Raw genomic sequence first — 16050 nt, 5'->3', positions numbered from 1 at the left:
CACTCGCCGTAGTCAGAGGACCGCGCCGAGGAATTCGCGCGTACGTTCGTGTGTGGGGTTGCCGAAGATCTTCTCGGGGCTGCCCGACTCGATGACCTGGCCAGAATCGAACATCAGAACCTGATCCGAGATGTCACGGGCGAAGTTCATCTCGTGCGTCACACAGAGCATCGTGATGTCGGTGGTGCGGGCGATGTCCCTGAGCAGATCGAGCACGCCCGCGACCAGCTCGGGGTCGAGCGCGGACGTCACCTCGTCGAGAAGCAGCACCTGCGGGCGCATCGCCAGCGCGCGGGCGATCGCCACCCGCTGCTGCTGCCCGCCCGAGAGCTGCGTCGGATAGGCGTCGCACTTGTCGGCGAGCCCGACCATGTCGAGCAGTTCGCGGGCGCGCGCCTCGGCCTCGTCCTTGGAGAGCCCGAGGACGGTGACGGGAGCCTCGGTGATGTTCCGCAGGACCTTCATGTTGGGGAAGAGGTTGAACTGCTGGAACACCATCCCGATGTTCTTGCGGACCTCACGGCACTGCTTCTCGCTCGCCGGGAAGAGCCGCTGACCGCCGACGGTGATCGTGCCCTCGTCGGGCTTGGCCAGCGTCATCAGCAGCCGCAGGATCGTCGTCTTGCCGGAGCCGGACGGGCCGATCAGCGTGACGTGCTTGCCGGCGTCGACGGAGAAGTCCAGCCCGTCCAGCACGGTGTTGCTGCCGAATCGTTTGGTCACGTTCTCGAAGCGGATCAGCTCGGCCCGGTCGGAGGCAGGGGCGCCGCCGGTGCCGGTTTCGGCGTCCGGTTCCTTCATCAGCGGGGTGTCAGCGGACAAGACGACGCTCCAGGGCTCGCAGGAGGAGGGAGGCGGGATAGGCGATGAGGATGAAGGCGATACCGACGGCCACGACGGGCTCGTTCATCTGGAAGCTCTGGGACCCGAACTGGCGGGCCTCGCCGAGCATCTCCAGCACACCGATGGTCATCAGCATCGGCGAGTCCTTCAGCATCGCGATGACGTAGTTGCCGAGGGCGGGCACGACCCGGCGCAGCGCCTGCGGCAGGATCACCGCGGTCCAGGTGCGCGTGCGCGGCAGGCTGAGCGCGGTGGCCGCCTCCCACTGGCCGGCGGGCACACCGTCGATGCCGGCGCGGTACACCTCGGCGGTGTACGTCGAGTAGTGCAGCCCGAGACCGAGCACGCCGGTGGCCAGCGCGGACAGGGTCAGACCCCACTCGGGCAGTACGTAGAAGAGGAAGAAGAGCTGCACGAGCAGCGGGGTGTTGCGGATGAACTCCGTGACCGCCTTGACCGGCCAGCTCACCACCTTCAGCGAGGAGCGCTGGGCGAGGGCCCAGACCAGGCCGAGGGAGAAGGCGAGCAGCGTGCCCCCGAGAAGGGCCTGGAGGGTGACCAGTACGCCGTCCCGGAAGGCGGGCAGGAAATCGCCCAGGGTGGACCAGTTCCAGTTCACGCGGCACCTCCGGGGGCGGACGTCTTGGCGGCGCCCGGGACTCCGGCACCCGCGCCGGTTCCGGCACCCGCGCCCGCCAGGTCCTGGGGGCGCCCGGCGACGGCCTTGCGCGGCTGGGGCACGCCCCCGGCCGGGGCACGGCCGACACCGGCCTTGGCCCTGCGCTCGACCTGCCGCATCACCCGGGTGATGAGGAAGGCGAGGACGAAGTACATGACGAGGATCACCGTGTAGACGGGGGCGCTCTGCCCGGTGGCGTTGCGCACCAGCTGGGCGGCGAAGGTGATGTCGGCGACGCCCAGCACGGACACCAGGGCGGTGCCCTTCAGCAGCTCGATGAGCAGGTTGTTGAAGGGCGGCACCATCTCCGGCCAGGCCTGCGGGAGCACGATCTTCCGCAGCCGCTGCGCAGGCGTGAAGCTCAGCGCCACCCCCGCCTCACGCTGCGCCGCCGGTACCGCGGCCACCGCGCCGCGCACGACCTCCGAGCCGTAGGCGCCGTACGTGCAGCCGAGCGTGAGTACGGCGGCCCACATGGGGACGAGCTGCCAGCCGAGGGTCAGCGGCACCACGAAGAACACCCAGATCATCAGGACCAGGGCGGAGGTGCCGCGGAAGATCTCGAAGTACGCGCCCGCCACGAACCGCACGATCCACAGCCGGTGTTGGCGGGCGAGCCCCACCGCGAAGGCGACGGCCGCGCCGAGGGCGGCGCTGTACACGGTCAACTGGACGGTGATCCACACGCCTCGGAGGATCAGTTCCCACAGGCCGGAACTGAAGCTGAAGTCGTCGAGGACGCCGGCGGCGTTCACCTCGTTCATGGCACTCATGCGCGGCACTTCTCCTCCGCCTTGATGTCGGTCATCTGGTCCTTCGTGAAACCGAAGGGCCGCATGACCTCCAGCAGCTCGCCGCTCCGCTTCATCTTGTGCAGCTCGCGGTTGAAGGCGTCCCGCAGGTTCCGCTCGGGCATCCGAAACGCGAAGCCCCCGACGTCCACGACCGGTTCACCGTCCACATACGGGGTGACCTCGTCGGTCGCCTCCACCTTCGTGCTCCCGGTCTGCTCGACCACGTTCCGCACGGTGACCGCGGTGCCCGCGAACACGTCGACGCGACCCTGTTCGACGGCGAGGAGACCGGCCAGTTGGTCCGGCAGGGTGTCGATCTTCTTCACCCCGGCCTCTTCGGCGTAGTCGATCTCCGCGTAGCCGATACCGGTCGCCATGCTCGCCCCGGTCCGGGCGATGTCGGCGTAGGTTCGCAGCTTCTTCGGATTCCCCCTGGGCACGATGAAGGCGTCCTTCATCTGGTACTCGGGATCCGCGAACAGCACCTGCTCACAGCGCTCCGGGTTGATGTACATACCGGCGGCGACCACGTCGAACTGCAGGGAGTTCAGCCCGAAGATCAGCGAACCGAACTCCGTCGGGAACGGTTCGACGCGGTCGATCCCGAGTCTGCGGAAGATCCGCGTGGCGATGGCCGGGGCGGAGCCGGTGATCTCGCCGTCCTTGCCTATGTATCCGTACGGCTGCTCACCCGCGATGCCCAGACGTACGGTCCCCCGCGCCCGCAACTGCTCCAGCAGATGCCCGCCGTCCCCGGTGTCGGCGGTGGCGACACGGCTGCACCCGCTGCTCGCCCCGACCATCGCGCCCGTGGTGACCAGGGCGGCGGTGCCGGTGAGCAGCGTGCGGCGGGGTATGCCGGGTCTGCCCGATCGTCGGCTTTTCTCGTCGTGTGCGTGCACTCGAACCATGGCCGCGCGGCTACCCGACACGGCAACGGCTATGCCAGTTCTTTTCCGGTCCTTCACGGGTCCGGCCGGGCCCGGTGTCCAGAGGGGGAGAAGGAACACCGGGCCCGGCCGGGCCGAGGGGGAGGCGGGCGGAGGGGGGAGGCCGGCCGGGCCGAGGGGGGAGGCGGGCCGCGGCCGTTCAGGCCCCGCGCACTCCGGCCCTCAGTACTTCACGCAGGCCCGTGCCTCGCTGCGGTACTGCGGTTGCTCGGCCAGCGGATAGTTCCAGGTGCCGATCATGCAGATCTTCTGCGTGCCCTTCGGGTTGCCGAGCTTGAGCGTCTTCGACGTCACGGTCTTGCCGCCACGCTGCCGCTTGGTCGTCGACTTCAGCTTGTCGTTGTTGACGCTGAGCAGACCGACGAGGATATGGGTCGACCCGTACTCGCAGGTGGCCCGCGCATAGCCGGACGCGGTCTTCTTCGTCACGCTGACGACCGCGTGGGCCCGGCACCCGGGCAGCTTGCCCTTGATCCGAATCACCTTGCCCTTGGCGGCGGCGACCTTGGGGGCGGTGACCTTGGGGGCGGTGACCGCCCGGTCGGAGGCCTGATCGGAGGCCTGAGCGGGGCCCACGGCGAAGGCGCTCAGCGCGATGCCGGTGGCGGTGAGGGCGCCGATGGTGCGTGTCGTACGAGAAGGCATTCTCTCTCCTTCTGGAGCAGGTGTGGGGGGAATTCGCCATTCACCACTTCATGCTGATGGCGGTGCCCTTCCGGTAAGGCATGGTGAGGGTCAGCTTTCCCTTGGGCATGTTCTTGCAGGTGAACGTCTTCGGTGTCTTCCATTTCTCGCGGATTTCACCGAAGCACTTGATCTTTCCCTTGTGGCGGATGTCCCAGCCGTAGAGCATCGCGCCGTCACCGCTGTTGTCGACCGTGACCTTGACCGTCCCCTTGGCCGGGTGGTACTTGGTCAGTTTGCAGTTGCCGGGCCCGCCGCCGCACTTCTTGCTCACGGTCGCGGCCTGCGCGGGCGAAAACGCTCCGCACACCATTCCGACGCTGAGCGAGACCGCGAGAATTCCGAGTGCGGACCTTTTCCTGGCCATGCCGATATCCCTCCTCCGATGGGCGGTCCGATGGGTGGTTCGAAAATTGTTCGCACCGTTTCGGAGCGCATGCAATCGCCTCTTCGGGAGGTGTACGAAAGTGCGACGCACGGGCCCGGTTGAATCGAGTGAGGCCGGGCAGGCGCGGTGGGAGGAGCAGATGACGGACGTACTGCGAGGAGGCGTCGTCCATGGCGGAACGGCATATCGAGGTCGCGCTCGACCGGCGCGGGGTTCGCTGCACGGCCCGGTTGCTCGACGAGCGCGCGCCGATCACCTGCGCGGCGGTGTGGGACGCCCTGCCCCTGGCCGGCGACGTCTACCACGCCAAGTACGCCCGCAACGAGATCTACGCCCTCTTCCCGCCCTTCGCCGCCCACGAACCGCCCCTGGAGAACCCGACGGTCACACCCATCCCGGGTGACCTCTGCTACTTCTCCTTCGCCGGCACGGAACTGGCCACGAACGCCTACGGCTACGACGACGAAGTCCGCCCCGGCACGACCCTCGTCGACCTGGCCCTTTTCTACGAGCGCAACAACCTGCTGCTCAACGGGGATGTGGGCTGGGTGCCGGGAATCGTGTGGGGGCAGGTGGTCGAGGGCCTGGGGGACATGGCCGAGGCGTGCAACGACTTGTGGCGAACGGGGGCAGCGGGGGAGACGCTACGGTTCCGCCGGGCGTAGAGCGCCTGACGGCTGGTAGCGCAGTTCCCCGCGCCCCTTTTCAGGGGCGCGGGGAACTGCGCGAGGAACCACACGCCACCCGCATCCGAAGAACAAACCGACGCGGGGTCGAAGGGGCGCAGCCCCTGGGATGGGACGGGTAGGGGCGGCGGGGGCGAGAACTCAGAGGCGAGCCGGAGCCACCCCCGCGACCCCGGCCTCGTACAACGCATGCCCCACCCGAAGCACCAGCTCATCCCGATGCCGGGCCGCGACCACCTGAAGCCCCACCGGCAACCCGTCCCCGTCCACCCCCACGGGAACACTCGCCGCCGGCTGCTGCGTCAGGTTGAAGGGGTAAGTGAACGGCGTCCACCCCGTCCACCGCCGATACCCCGCCCCCCGAGGCACCTCCACCCCCGCCTCGAACGCCGTAACGGGCAACGTGGGCGTGACGAGGACGTCGTACCGCTCATGGAACGCACCCATCCGCCGCCCGAGGTCCATCCGCACATCCACCGCCGCCAGATAGTCCAACGCGGACAGCCGCGCCCCGATCTCCCGGATCTCCCGCAACCCGGGATCCAGCAATGCCCGCTGCTCCGCCCTCAGCCGCTGCGTCACCCGCGCCGCCCCGCTGAACCACAGCGTGTGGAACGCCTCCACGGGATCGGAGAAGTCGGGGTCGGCCTCGCTGACGTACGCCCCCAGCCCGGCGAGCCCCTCCACGGCCCGCCGCACCGCGAGGGCGACGCCCGGCTGCACGGCGACCTGCCCGCCCAGCGACGCCGAGTACGCGACCCGCAGCCCTCGCACCCCACCCGCGAGCGCGTCCACGAAGGACCCGGGCGCCGGCCCGAGCGCCGACCAGTCCCGCGCGTCGGACCCCCCGATGACGTCCAGCAGCAGAGCCGCGTCCGCCGCGTCCCTGGTCAGCGGCCCCACATGGGCCAGCGTGCCGAACGCGCTCGCGGGATACAGCGGCACCCTCCCGTACGTCGGCTTGAGCCCGAACACCCCGCAGAAGGCGGCCGGGATACGCACGCTGCCACCCCCGTCCGTGCCCAGCGCCAGCGGCCCCGCCCCCAGCGCGACGGCCGCCGCCGCACCCCCGCTGGACCCCCCGGCCGTACGCGAGAGGTCATGCGGATTGCGCGTCACCCCGCTCAGCGGCGAGTCGGTGACGCCCTTCCAGCCGAACTCCGGCGTCGTGGTCTTCCCCAGGAAGACGGCCCCCTGCTCCCGCAGCCGGGCCACGGACGGCGCGTCCTCGTCCCAACTCCCCTGCACGGAAATGGTCCTGGAGCCCTTCAGGGTCGGCGCGCCCCGCATCAGCAGGATGTCCTTCACCGTGACCGGCACCCCGTCGACCGCCCCGACCGGCTCCCCACGCCGCCAGCGTTCCTCCGACTCCCGGGCCCGCGCGAGGGCCGCCTCGGCGTCGATCCGCACGAACGCGTTCACCTCCGGCTGCACCCGCTCGGCCCGCTCCAGCGCCGCCCGCGCCACCTCCACGGGGCTGAACTGGCCCTTGCGGTATCCCTCGACCAGTCGTACGGCGGAAAGCTCCGTCAGCTGCGTCAGCTCTGTCGGTTGCGTCGGCTCCGGCATGCGCCCCTCCAGGGGAGTTCAGTGCCCGGGCACGTACCCGCGCTGCTTGTCGACGACGTTGGGCAGCGGCTTGCCCGCCTCCCACAGCTCGAACAACTCCACGAACTGGGCGCCGAGTTCGTCCCGCCACCCCACCGTGTCCCCGCTCATGTGCGGGGAGACGATCAGCCCGGGCACCTCCCACAGCGGGTCGTCGGGGTCCAACGGCTCGCGCTCGAAGACATCCAGTGCCGCCCCCGCGATCCACCGCCTGCGCAGCGCCTCGACGAGCGCGTCCTCCACCACGAGCTGCCCACGCCCCACATTGACGAACCGCGCGGACGGCTGCATCACCCCGAACCGCCGGGCGTCGAACATGCCGTACGTCGCCTCCGTCAGTGGCGCGGCGGCGATCACCCAGTCGGCGCGGGCCAGCAGCCGGTCGAGATCCTCCGGACCGTGGACACCGGCACGGGCGACCCGCCCGACCAGGGCCGTGTGGAGGCCCAGGGTCTTCAGACAGCGCGCGATCGCCCGCCCGATCGGCCCCGAGCCCACCACGCAGGCCCGGCCGCCCGCCACCCGCAGCGTCTCCCGGTGCCGCCACTCCCGGCGGCCCTGCAGCTCCCAGGTGTGCGGCAGATCCTTGGCCATGGCAAGGACGAGCGCGGCGACGTACTCGGCGATCGGGGCCTCGAAGACGCCCCGCGCGTTGGTGACCACCGTGCCCTCGGCGGCGGCGATCTCGGGGCACAGCAGATGGTCCACGCCCGCGCTCGCCGTGTGCACCCAGCGCGGCCGGGGCCCCTCGCCCGGCCACGCCTTCCGTACCGCGTGGGAGGTGAAGTCCCACACCAGCAGCACATCGGCGGACGGCAGCCGCTCGGCCAGCGTCGAGGCGTCGGCGTACTCGATCGAGGCCCGGCCCGTGAGCCGCCCGAGCCGGGGGCGTGGCTCGGCGTCGAGGACGAGGAGGGTGGGTCGGGGAGTCGAGGTCATGGCGAAGGCAACCCCTCACAATCGGAAGCGGCTCTACCGGCCCCACGAGATGCGTGTGACATGCACTGATTGACCACGCTCGCACCCGAACCTACCTTCGTCAACACGGACTTGCGCACGGTCTGTCGTCCGCACATCTCTCTCCGTGAGGCCGGTGGCTGTCATGAACGTCTCCTTCCTCGGTGGACCCCGGCCGCAACGCGGCGTCGGTGTCATCGCCCCGTTCGACTTCGCCCTCGACCGCGAGCTGTGGCGGTGGGTCCCGGACGACGTCTCCCTGCACCTCACCCGGACCCCGTACGTCCCGGTCGAGGTGAGCCTGGACCTGGCCCGCCTGGTCTCCGAGCACGAGACGCTCCACGAGGCGGTACGGGCCCTGAACGAGGTCGCGCCCGAGATCGTGGCCTACGCCTGCACCAGCGGCAGCTTCGTCGGCGGGGTCGCGGGGGAGCGCGCGATGGGCGAGGCGATGATCCGGGCGGGCGCCGCGCACGCGGTCACCACCTCGGGTGCGATGCTCGCCGCCCTGGCCGAACTGAGCGCCCGCCGTATCGCCCTGGTCACCCCCTACACCGCCTCGGTGACCCAGTCCCTGGAGGAGTACCTGGCCGAGGCGGGCATCCTGGTCACCGGGCGCGCCTCGCTCGGCCTGGTCCGGCACATCTGGAAGGTCCCGTACCACGATGTGGTCGCCATGGCCCACCGCGCGGTCCGCACGACGACGCCGGACGCCCTCTTCATCTCCTGCACCAACCTCCCCACGTACGACGTCATCCCTCAGTTGGAAGCGGAACTGCGTATGCCCGTCATCTCGGCCAACCAGGTGACGATTTGGGCGGCACTGCGTCATCTGGGTACCCGGGCGGTGGGTCCGTACCAGGCTCTGCTCGACGAGTCGGCCAGGCAGACGTTCGGTGCGGGCGCCGTTCCGCCACCGCCGGTACTGCCGGAAGAACAGGAAGGTTGGGCATGACCGCACTCGGTTTCCTCTACCCGGGCCACTCCGCCGAGGACGACTATCCGCGTATAGAACAACTGCTCGGCAGTGACATCCGGGTGGACGTGGTGCACACCGACATCGGCGAGGACGCGCACCGCGTGGACGCCCTGCGGGAGATGGGCGCCCCCGAACGCCTGGCCGCCGGCTGCGAGGCCCTCCGCCTGTCCGGCGCGGAGGCCGTCGTCTGGGCCTGTACCAGCGGCAGCTTCGTCCACGGCTACGAAGGCGCCCAGGACCAGGTCCGCACCCTCGCCCGCGCCGCCGGCCTGCCGGCCTCCTCCACCTCCTTCGCCTTCGCCCACGCGGCCCGCGAGATCGGCGCCACCCGCGTCGCCGTCGCGGCCACCTACCCCGACGACGTCGCCCGCCTCTTCGTCGACTTCCTGGCGGCGGCGGGTGTGGAGGTCCTCTCCGTACGAGGGGCCGGCATCATCACGGCGGCCGAGGTGGGCACCTGGACCCTCGACGACACCCTCGCCCTCGCCCGCTCCGCCGACCACCCCGACGCCGACGCCCTCCTGCTCCCGGACACGGCCCTCCACACCGCCTCCCACATCCCCACCCTGGAGAAGGAACTGGACAAGCCGGTCCTCACCGCCAACCAGGTCTCCGTCTGGGAGGCCCTGAGGCTGACGGACAGGAGGGTCAACGCCCCCGAGCTGGGCGCCCTGTTCACCCGAGAGCCGATCGTGCAGGTCTGACCACCGGCCCACTCCCCGCGCCCCCAAGGGGCGCGGGGACCCTTGCGGCCCGCCGAGCGCCGTCTTCCTCGGCGACCCCCCGCAGCGAGTGCTTCCCCGAGCCCGACTCCGTCACCGCCCGGCGCGATGCCGTGAAAAGCGGTCCTGTGGATGGCGCTAGCCGTCACCGGGCGTTTCCGTGGGCCTGCCGAGCGGCCTCGTGGGAGCGCGTACCCCCATCCAGGCGCATCAGGACGATGCCGTAGGCGACGACCCAGATGACCCACAGGAGCCAGCCGGCGAGACCGAGGAGGCCCAGCGGGCTGGTTCGGCCGATCAGCAGAGGCGTGAGTGTGGCCGAGGTGAACAGCAGGGCTGCCGAGAGCAGCCCCAGGACGTGATGCCAGGGCCTGATGATCCCGGCGTGCCGACCTCCGACGGACAGGCCGACGAGGGCGAGGGCCAGGAAGGTGCCGTTGAGAGTGAAGAGCGCGTCGTGCAGAGCCCACAGCCCCGCGGACCCCTCGGTGCCGTCCGCGGCCGTCGACGCCAGGGCGAGACGAATCGCGATGACTCCGGCGAAAGCGGAGTTCTGCAGGATGAGGCCGGTGAACCCGAGCAGCGACCACGCCTCGTGACGGGCCCGCTCGGAGCGCCACAGCGCGCGGACCGCGCCCGCACCGAACAGCGTGGCCAGGACCCAGGCGGCGGGCGTGAGCATGGATGCGAGGCCGACCAGATGGCCCTCCGTGCGGAAGAACGCGTCGACGGAATCGACATGGGCGCCGGTGCGCGGCAGACCGGCGGGTACCACGATCACGTTGCCCATGACGATCAGGAAGGCGAAGCCGAGTGCGGCGATTCCACTGAGGCGGAGGAAGCCCGGGGTGGGGATGACCGACCAAGGTGATTGACGTAACATATATTCACTATAAGCATCGTAAGCCCAATGGGAAGGTGGCCTGTCGTTGTGAGCGATGAGCCGGTCCGGCGCCGCTACGACTCGTTGCGCCGGACAGCGCAGGCGCAGCAGACACGCGCGGACATCGCCCGTGCCGCACGGCGGCTGTTCGTCACCCGGGGCTGGGCGGCGACGACCGTTCGGGATGTGGCACGTGAGGCCGGGGTCTCCGTACCGACCGTCTACGCGACGTACGGGAACAAGACAGGACTGACCCGGGCGCTGGCCGACGCGGCGGACCTGTCGGCCGACGTGGCGCAACTGGTCGCGGAACTGGAGGACCCGGCTGCCGACCCCGCTTGCCAGCTGGCGGCGATGGCCGCCTTCGACAGGCGGCTGTTCCAACGCGCGGGCGACGTCATCGCCCTGGTGCGCGAGGCGGGGCGCAGCGAACCGGAGCTCGCGACCTTCTACCGCGACAGCCGCAGGCGTGCTGACGAGGCCCGGGTCCAGGTGTTCTCCTCCTGGCCGGCCGGGGTCCTTCAGCAGGGCCTGGACGTGGGGTTCGCCGCGGACGTCTACGGGGCCTTGTGCAACATCGACGTCTACACCGAGCTCACGGCCGTACGCGGCTGGTCCCCCGACCGCGTCGAGCAGTGGTGGGGAGGAGCGCTGGCCCGCGAACTCCTGAACTGACCCCGCCCTCCCGCTCGTGCCGACGGGGCCGCCTGGAGCGGCTGGTCCACTGCCGGCACGGCGCAGTGCCAGACCTGAGTGGTCGAGCATGTGCCCTGCGGACCTCCACGGCCCAACAGTGAGAAGGTCGGCAGGGCGCATGAGCGACAGGCCACCACGTCGAGGTCGAGGTCGGGAGCCCGAAGGGCGGCCTGGGGACGGGGCGGGTACGGGTAGGGGCGACGGGGGCGAGGAATAACCGGAGCCACCCTCCTGTTACCCCACTCGTACCCACCACCGCACGCAGCGCAGGAGGCCCCGCCGTGACCGCAGACGAGATACGAGGCGAAGCCAGGGGCACCGCCCCGGCCCCCCTCTCCGTCCTGGACCTCGTCACGGTGGGCGCCGGCCGCACGGCCACGGACGCCCTCCGCACCAGCGTCACCCTCGCCCGCCAGTCGGAACACCGCGGCTTCCACCGCTACTGGGTGGCCGAACACCACTCCATGCCCGGCGTGGCCTCCTCCTCCCCGGCCGTGATCCTCGCCCACCTCGCCGCCCACACCACCCGCATCCGCCTCGGCTCGGGCGGCGTGATGCTCCCCAACCACGCCCCCCTGGTCATCGCGGAGCAGTTCGGCACCCTCGAAGCCATGGCCCCCGGACGCGTCGACCTCGGCCTCGGCCGGGCCCCCGGCACCGACGGTGCCACCGCCGCCGCCCTGCGCCGCTCGTCGCGCCTCCACGAGGGCGCCGACGACTTCCCGGAACAGCTCGCGGAGCTGACCCGCTTCCTGGACGACGACTTCCCCGACGGCCACCCCTACCGCCGTGTCCACGCGGTCCCCGGCCCGATCCAGGCCACCTCGCCCGGCGGCGTCCAGTCCCCGCACCGCCCCCCGGTCTGGCTGCTCGGCTCCTCCGGCTTCAGCGCCCGCCTGGCCGGCTCCCTCGGCCTCCCCTTCGCCTTCGCCCACCACTTCTCCGCGCGCAACACCATCCCGGCCCTGGACCTGTACCGCGAGTCGTTCCGCCCCTCGCCGGTCCTCGACGCCCCCTACGCGCTGATCGGAGTCTCGGCCCTCGCCGCCGACGAGGAGAAGGAGGCCCGCCGCCAGGTCAGGGCCGCCGCGCTCAACATGGTCCGCCTGCGCACCGGTCGCCCCGGTCTCGTCCCGACGCCGGAGGAGGCGGAGGCGCACGCTTTCAGCGTGATCGAACAGGACTTCATCGACTCCTGGAACGCGGACGTCGCTCACGGCACCGTCGACGAGGTCCGCACCCGCCTCGACGACCTGCGCAAGCGCACCGGCGCCGACGAGTTGATGCTCACCACCCACGCCCACAGCGCCGAGCTGCGCCTGCGCTCCTACGAACTGATCGCGGACGCCTACGACCTGCCGCGCATCCCCCGTGACGAGGGCGCCCCTCAGGCCTGAGGACAGGCCGCGGCGCCCAGCAGCTCCGCGATCCGCTCCGGCGACACCGCGCGGGAGTACAGCCACCCCTGCCCGGTGTCGCAGCCGAGCCGGCGCAGCCGGGAGGCCTGCGCGTCGGTCTCCACGCCCTCCGCCGTGACGGTCAGCCCCAGCCGATGGGCGAGCTGGACCAGCGCCTCGACGATGATCTCGTCGGCGGGGTTGGGCTGCCCGGCGTCCGCGACGGTGGCGCCGACGGGAGCGCCGGTGGGAGCCACGGGAGCGCCGGTGGGGGCCCCGGCGGGGGCCCCGTTCTCCTCACCGCCGTCGTACTGGAACCCCCGTACGAACGCCCCGTCCAGCTTCAGCACCGACACCGGCAGCCGGCTGAGGTACGCGAGGTTGGAGTAGCCGGTGCCGAAGTCGTCGATGGCGATACGGACGCCCATGTCGCTGAGGGCCTGGAGGGCTTGGAGGGGACGGCCGGCGGAGCCCATCAGCGCGGACTCGGTGAGCTCCACCTGGAGCAGGTGCGGGGCGAGACCGGTCTCCGCGAGGATCTCGGCGACGTCGGCGACCAGGTCGGAGTCCCAGACCTGGCGGACGGCCACGTTCACGCTGACGAAGATCGGGGGCCGGTCCGGGTGGTCGACCTGCCAGCGGCGGGCCTGCCGGCAGGCGGTGGCCAGGATCCATCGCCCGAGCTGGACGATCGAGCCGTCCTCCTCGGCCAGTGAGATGAACCGATTCGGCGTCAACAGGCCGAACTGGGGGTGATGCCAGCGCACCAGCGCCTCGACCCCGCGCACCTCACCGTCCGCCATGCCCACGAGCGGCTGGTACTCCAGGACGAACTCGCCCCGCCCGACGGCCGCCCGCAGGGTGGAGGACAGGGCCTGACGGGTCATCCGGTGGGCGTTGCGCTCCGGGTCGAACAGGGTCCACCGGGCCTTGCCGTCGGCCTTGGCCCAGTACAGCGTGGTGTCGGCGGCCTGCATCAGTCCGGTCGCCGTCGTGCTCGCCGACTGCCGTTCGACCACCCCGATCGAGGCGGAGACGGAGAGCCGTTGGCCGGCCAGGTCGAAGGGCGCCTGCAGCGCCTTGAGGACGGAGTCGGCCAGGTCGGCGAGTTGTTCCGTGCCGGTGGAGTCCTCCACGAGCAGCGCGAACTCGTCGCCGCCGAGTCTGGCCACCAGTGGCGCCCCGGCCGCCGTGCCCGCGGTGCGGTGCAGGGCGGCCGCGTCGGCGCATTCGGTGAGCCGCTCGGCGACGGCCGCGAGGAGCCGGTCGCCGACGCGGTGGCCGAGCGTGTCGTTGACCGCCTTGAAACCGTCCAGGTCCAGATAGACCAGACCGATCCGGCCGGTGCCGGCCTCGTCGTCGTAGGCCTCCCGTTCCAGGGCGGCGGAGAGCTGTTCGAAGAAGAGCGTGCGGTTGGGGAGGCGGGTCACCGGGTCGTGCATCTGCAGGTGGCGGAGCCGGGCCTGGAGTTGGCGGTTGGCGCTGATGTCGTCGACCGAGAGGAGCACCGCCCGCTCCTCCTCGGGCAGCGGTGCCACCGACACCTGGACCCACAACCAGGTCCCGTCGGGCTGTTTGAGCCGGCGTGTGCAGCGCAGCCGGGCCTGCCGCCCGTTCAGCACCTCGCGGTACGCGTGCCAGGTACGGATGTCCGAGGCCAGGTCCACCAACTCGGCGGCGACCCGCCCCACCAGTGTCTCCGCGCCCGCTCCGAGCAGCGTCCCCATCGCCCCGTTGGCGGTGAGGACCAGCCCGTCCCGGTCGACGACGGCCATGGCGAGCGGCGCGACGGAGAACGCGGCCGGTGTCGAGGGACTCTCCTCACCCGACGGAGCCGTGGCGTTGACGTGACGCTCTGTAATCGTCGGCCGGGCGAGGTCTGCCGCGGGCGCCGGCCCTTGGGACGTTCCGCTCACCGTTCGCTCCCGCAGTGCACTCGTTTTCGTACGGATCTCATCTGTGTCGTCGGAGCGGCCGAACAAGTACGTCGGGGCGCTCAAGCCGTGTCCGTGCAGGAAAGTGTGCCGATCATAGAGGCTGACCCCGGGCCCTTCTAGCCACTCCCCAGTCTCCCTGAACAACGACCTGATCTGACAGATCGTTTCTGCCGCGAGCTGATCGGCTTGCCCGCTGCGTCGATCGGTCGTGACGTTCCGTGAGTATTTCGGGCTGTCGGCCACTCGGGTCATCCGGCCTCCTCCTCGCCCTCCCCTCACCCTTCTGGTGTAGGCGAACAGGGCAAAGTACTACGAATTCCGAAAATCTGGATGCGGTGTCCCCAAGATCCGCATCCGGAGGTCTCCGTGCAGCGTCCGCTCCCCTGGAAGGAACTCCTCGGCGACCGGGCGCCCAGTGTGCGTAGTGCGGCGGCCATGCTCACCTCCCTCACCGCGCTCGCGGCGACCTCCCTGATCGCGGCCCCCTCGGTCGCCGTACCGCTGTCGGAGGCGTGCACGCTGCGGCGCACCCAGGCGCATCACTCGGAGGGCCTCGACACCTGGAACTCCGCGTATCCACGCCCCACCCGCGACCTCGACGCCGTACTCGTGTTCTTGTCATTCCCGGACGCGGCCCCGCTCACCACTCCGACCGAGCTGACCGCGGATCACTTTCCGGCCACCAGTGAGTTCTTCGAACGCGCCTCGTACGGAAAGTTCTCGCTCCACCCGCACCCGCGCCGCGAGTGGCTGGAGATGCCGAGATCCTCGACGGCGTACGCCATACGGCGTGACTGGAACTCCGAACACCGGGCCGCCTACCTCCGCGACGCGCTTGCCACGGCCGACCCGCACGTCGACTTCTCCCGCTACGACATCGTCTACTTCGTCGCCGACCCCCACGCCCCCGGCGTCGACTCGGACGCGACGAAGGTGGTCAACCTCGAATCCCCGGTGGAGGTCGACGGCACGGGCCTCCGCCGGGTCGTCACGGTGTTCGAACGTCATCCCCCGGACCGTCTCGTCCTCGCCCACGAGACCGGCCATGTCTTCGACCTCCCCGACCTCTACCACCGCCCCGCCGACGGCAAGGGCGACTGGGACACCCACGTCGGCGACTGGGACCTCATGGGCAGCCAGTTCGCCCTGGCCCCGGACCTGTTCGCCTGGCACAAGTGGAAACTCGGCTGGCTCGAACCGCGCCAGGTGACGTGCGTACGGGGGACAGGGAGCACGCGACTGACGCTGGAGGCGGTGGGGGCGGGACCGGCGGACGGGTACGAGGAGGAGGGCGGCGAGTTCGGCGACGCCGGCGAGGGAGCCGGTGCGGGGGGCGATGTCCGTGTCGGTGCTGTCTCCGGTGCCGGTGCGGGTGCCGGTGCCGGGGCTGCTTCCGGTGCCCGGGGCGGTGTCGGTGGTGGTGGCGGTGTGGACTCCGGTGGCGGCGTCGCCGGGGTGGCGGCCGGGGCGCGGGCCCTGGGTTCCGGGCGGGGTGCGAAGCTGGCGGTGGTGCGTACGGGTCCCGACAGCGCCCTCGGTATCGAGGCGCGCGGGGCGGTCGGCAACGACGCCTCGCTCTGCACCCAGGGCGTTCTCGTCTACCGCATCCGTGGCGGTACGGAGTCCGGCGGCGGCCCCATCGAGGTCCTGGACGCCCACCCCCGCACCGAGGCCTGCTGGGAGGACTCCGTCTACCCGCCCCTCGCGGACGCCCCGGTGGGCGTGGGCGAGAGCTTCGCGGTGCCGGGGGAGGCCGTACGGGTGGCGGTGGAGGGACGCACGGCGTCGGGGGCGTGGACGGTGAGGATCACGACGGGGGACGGGCGGCCGACGGCGTGACGTACCGG

At 70.9% G+C, this 16050-nt stretch carries 16 protein-coding genes; 6 read left to right on the top strand and 10 right to left on the bottom strand.

Annotated elements, in window-relative coordinates; translation table 11 throughout:
- Positions 1-12: 12 nt before the first annotated feature.
- The 6 genes from ehuA to ACFY9I_RS04660 all read right to left on the bottom strand — a co-directional run bounded on the left by ehuA (position 13) and on the right by ACFY9I_RS04660 (position 4317).
- The gene (gene ehuA / locus ACFY9I_RS04685; protein WP_390997022.1) at positions 13-801 is read right to left on the bottom strand and encodes an ectoine/hydroxyectoine ABC transporter ATP-binding protein EhuA; all 789 of its coding nucleotides are present in this window, start codon (positions 799-801) and stop codon (positions 13-15) included.
- Between the two features lie 10 nt (positions 802-811).
- Positions 812-1462 carry an ectoine/hydroxyectoine ABC transporter permease subunit EhuD gene (ehuD, locus tag ACFY9I_RS04680; RefSeq protein WP_390996625.1) on the bottom strand — a complete coding sequence of 217 codons (651 nt, stop codon included), beginning with the start codon at positions 1460-1462 and terminating at the stop codon, positions 812-814.
- The gene (ehuC, locus tag ACFY9I_RS04675) at positions 1459-2295 is read right to left on the bottom strand and encodes an ectoine/hydroxyectoine ABC transporter permease subunit EhuC (protein ID WP_390996622.1); all 837 of its coding nucleotides are present in this window, start codon (positions 2293-2295) and stop codon (positions 1459-1461) included. The genes ehuD and ehuC overlap by 4 nt, the downstream gene beginning before the upstream one ends.
- A complete protein-coding gene (gene ehuB, locus ACFY9I_RS04670; RefSeq protein ID WP_390996620.1) occupies positions 2292-3227 on the bottom strand; it encodes an ectoine/hydroxyectoine ABC transporter substrate-binding protein EhuB in 936 nt (311 codons plus the stop codon). Before ehuB ends, ehuC begins: the two co-directional genes overlap by 4 nt.
- A gap of 201 nt (positions 3228-3428) precedes the next feature.
- Positions 3429-3911, bottom strand: a complete 483-nt coding sequence (locus ACFY9I_RS04665) for a hypothetical protein (RefSeq protein ID WP_390996617.1) — start codon at positions 3909-3911, stop codon at positions 3429-3431.
- A 40-nt stretch (positions 3912-3951) separates the two neighbouring features.
- The gene (locus ACFY9I_RS04660) at positions 3952-4317 is read right to left on the bottom strand and encodes a hypothetical protein (protein ID WP_390996615.1); all 366 of its coding nucleotides are present in this window, start codon (positions 4315-4317) and stop codon (positions 3952-3954) included.
- Between the two features lie 191 nt (positions 4318-4508).
- On the opposite strand from ACFY9I_RS04660, the gene ACFY9I_RS04655 reads away from it, so the two are divergent.
- Positions 4509-5003, top strand: coding sequence for a DUF3830 family protein (locus ACFY9I_RS04655; RefSeq protein ID WP_390996612.1), 495 nt, complete (start codon positions 4509-4511; stop codon positions 5001-5003).
- A 162-nt stretch (positions 5004-5165) separates the two neighbouring features.
- On the opposite strand, the gene ACFY9I_RS04650 is transcribed toward ACFY9I_RS04655, so the two are convergent.
- Positions 5166-6566, bottom strand: a complete 1401-nt coding sequence (locus tag ACFY9I_RS04650; protein WP_390997020.1) for an amidase — start codon at positions 6564-6566, stop codon at positions 5166-5168.
- Between the two features lie 45 nt (positions 6567-6611).
- Positions 6612-7571, bottom strand: a complete 960-nt coding sequence (locus ACFY9I_RS04645; RefSeq protein ID WP_390996609.1) for an NAD(P)-dependent oxidoreductase — start codon at positions 7569-7571, stop codon at positions 6612-6614.
- A gap of 163 nt (positions 7572-7734) precedes the next feature.
- Between ACFY9I_RS04645 and ACFY9I_RS04640 the strand changes: the two genes are divergently transcribed.
- Together ACFY9I_RS04640 and ACFY9I_RS04635 are read left to right on the top strand one after the other, a co-directional pair.
- Positions 7735-8544 (top strand): decarboxylase, encoded by an 810-nt coding sequence (locus tag ACFY9I_RS04640; RefSeq protein ID WP_390996607.1) that lies wholly within the window; start codon positions 7735-7737, stop codon positions 8542-8544.
- A complete protein-coding gene (locus ACFY9I_RS04635; protein WP_390996604.1) occupies positions 8541-9272 on the top strand; it encodes a decarboxylase in 732 nt (243 codons plus the stop codon). Before ACFY9I_RS04640 ends, ACFY9I_RS04635 begins: the two co-directional genes overlap by 4 nt.
- Positions 9273-9435: 163 nt before the next feature.
- Here ACFY9I_RS04635 and ACFY9I_RS04630 read toward each other — a convergent pair whose 3' ends face one another.
- Positions 9436-10173: a 2-oxoglutarate/malate transporter gene (locus tag ACFY9I_RS04630; RefSeq protein ID WP_390996601.1), complete on the bottom strand. Its 738-nt coding sequence runs from the start codon at positions 10171-10173 to the stop codon at positions 9436-9438.
- Between the two features lie 48 nt (positions 10174-10221).
- Here ACFY9I_RS04630 and ACFY9I_RS04625 point away from each other — a divergent pair, with 48 nt between their 5' ends.
- Both ACFY9I_RS04625 and ACFY9I_RS04620 read left to right on the top strand, forming a co-directional pair.
- Positions 10222-10848 (top strand): TetR family transcriptional regulator, encoded by a 627-nt coding sequence (locus ACFY9I_RS04625; RefSeq protein ID WP_390996598.1) that lies wholly within the window; start codon positions 10222-10224, stop codon positions 10846-10848.
- A 302-nt stretch (positions 10849-11150) separates the two neighbouring features.
- A complete protein-coding gene (locus ACFY9I_RS04620; protein WP_390996595.1) occupies positions 11151-12266 on the top strand; it encodes an MsnO8 family LLM class oxidoreductase in 1116 nt (371 codons plus the stop codon).
- Here ACFY9I_RS04620 and ACFY9I_RS04615 read toward each other — a convergent pair.
- The gene (locus ACFY9I_RS04615) at positions 12257-14182 is read right to left on the bottom strand and encodes an EAL domain-containing protein (protein WP_390996592.1); all 1926 of its coding nucleotides are present in this window, start codon (positions 14180-14182) and stop codon (positions 12257-12259) included. The genes ACFY9I_RS04620 and ACFY9I_RS04615 overlap by 10 nt on opposite strands.
- A gap of 387 nt (positions 14183-14569) precedes the next feature.
- Between ACFY9I_RS04615 and ACFY9I_RS04610 the strand changes: the two genes are divergently transcribed.
- Complete coding sequence (locus ACFY9I_RS04610; protein WP_390996589.1) at positions 14570-16042, top strand: M6 family metalloprotease domain-containing protein; 1473 nt, start codon at positions 14570-14572, stop codon at positions 16040-16042.
- Positions 16043-16050 lie beyond the last annotated feature (8 nt).

The sequence above is a fragment of the Streptomyces sp. NPDC012510 genome (genome assembly GCF_042955065.1).
Lineage (GTDB): Bacteria > Actinomycetota > Actinomycetes > Streptomycetales > Streptomycetaceae > Streptomyces.
The sequence above is the reverse complement of the archived record's forward strand: the minus strand, read 5'-3'. Positions and strand labels throughout refer to the sequence as shown.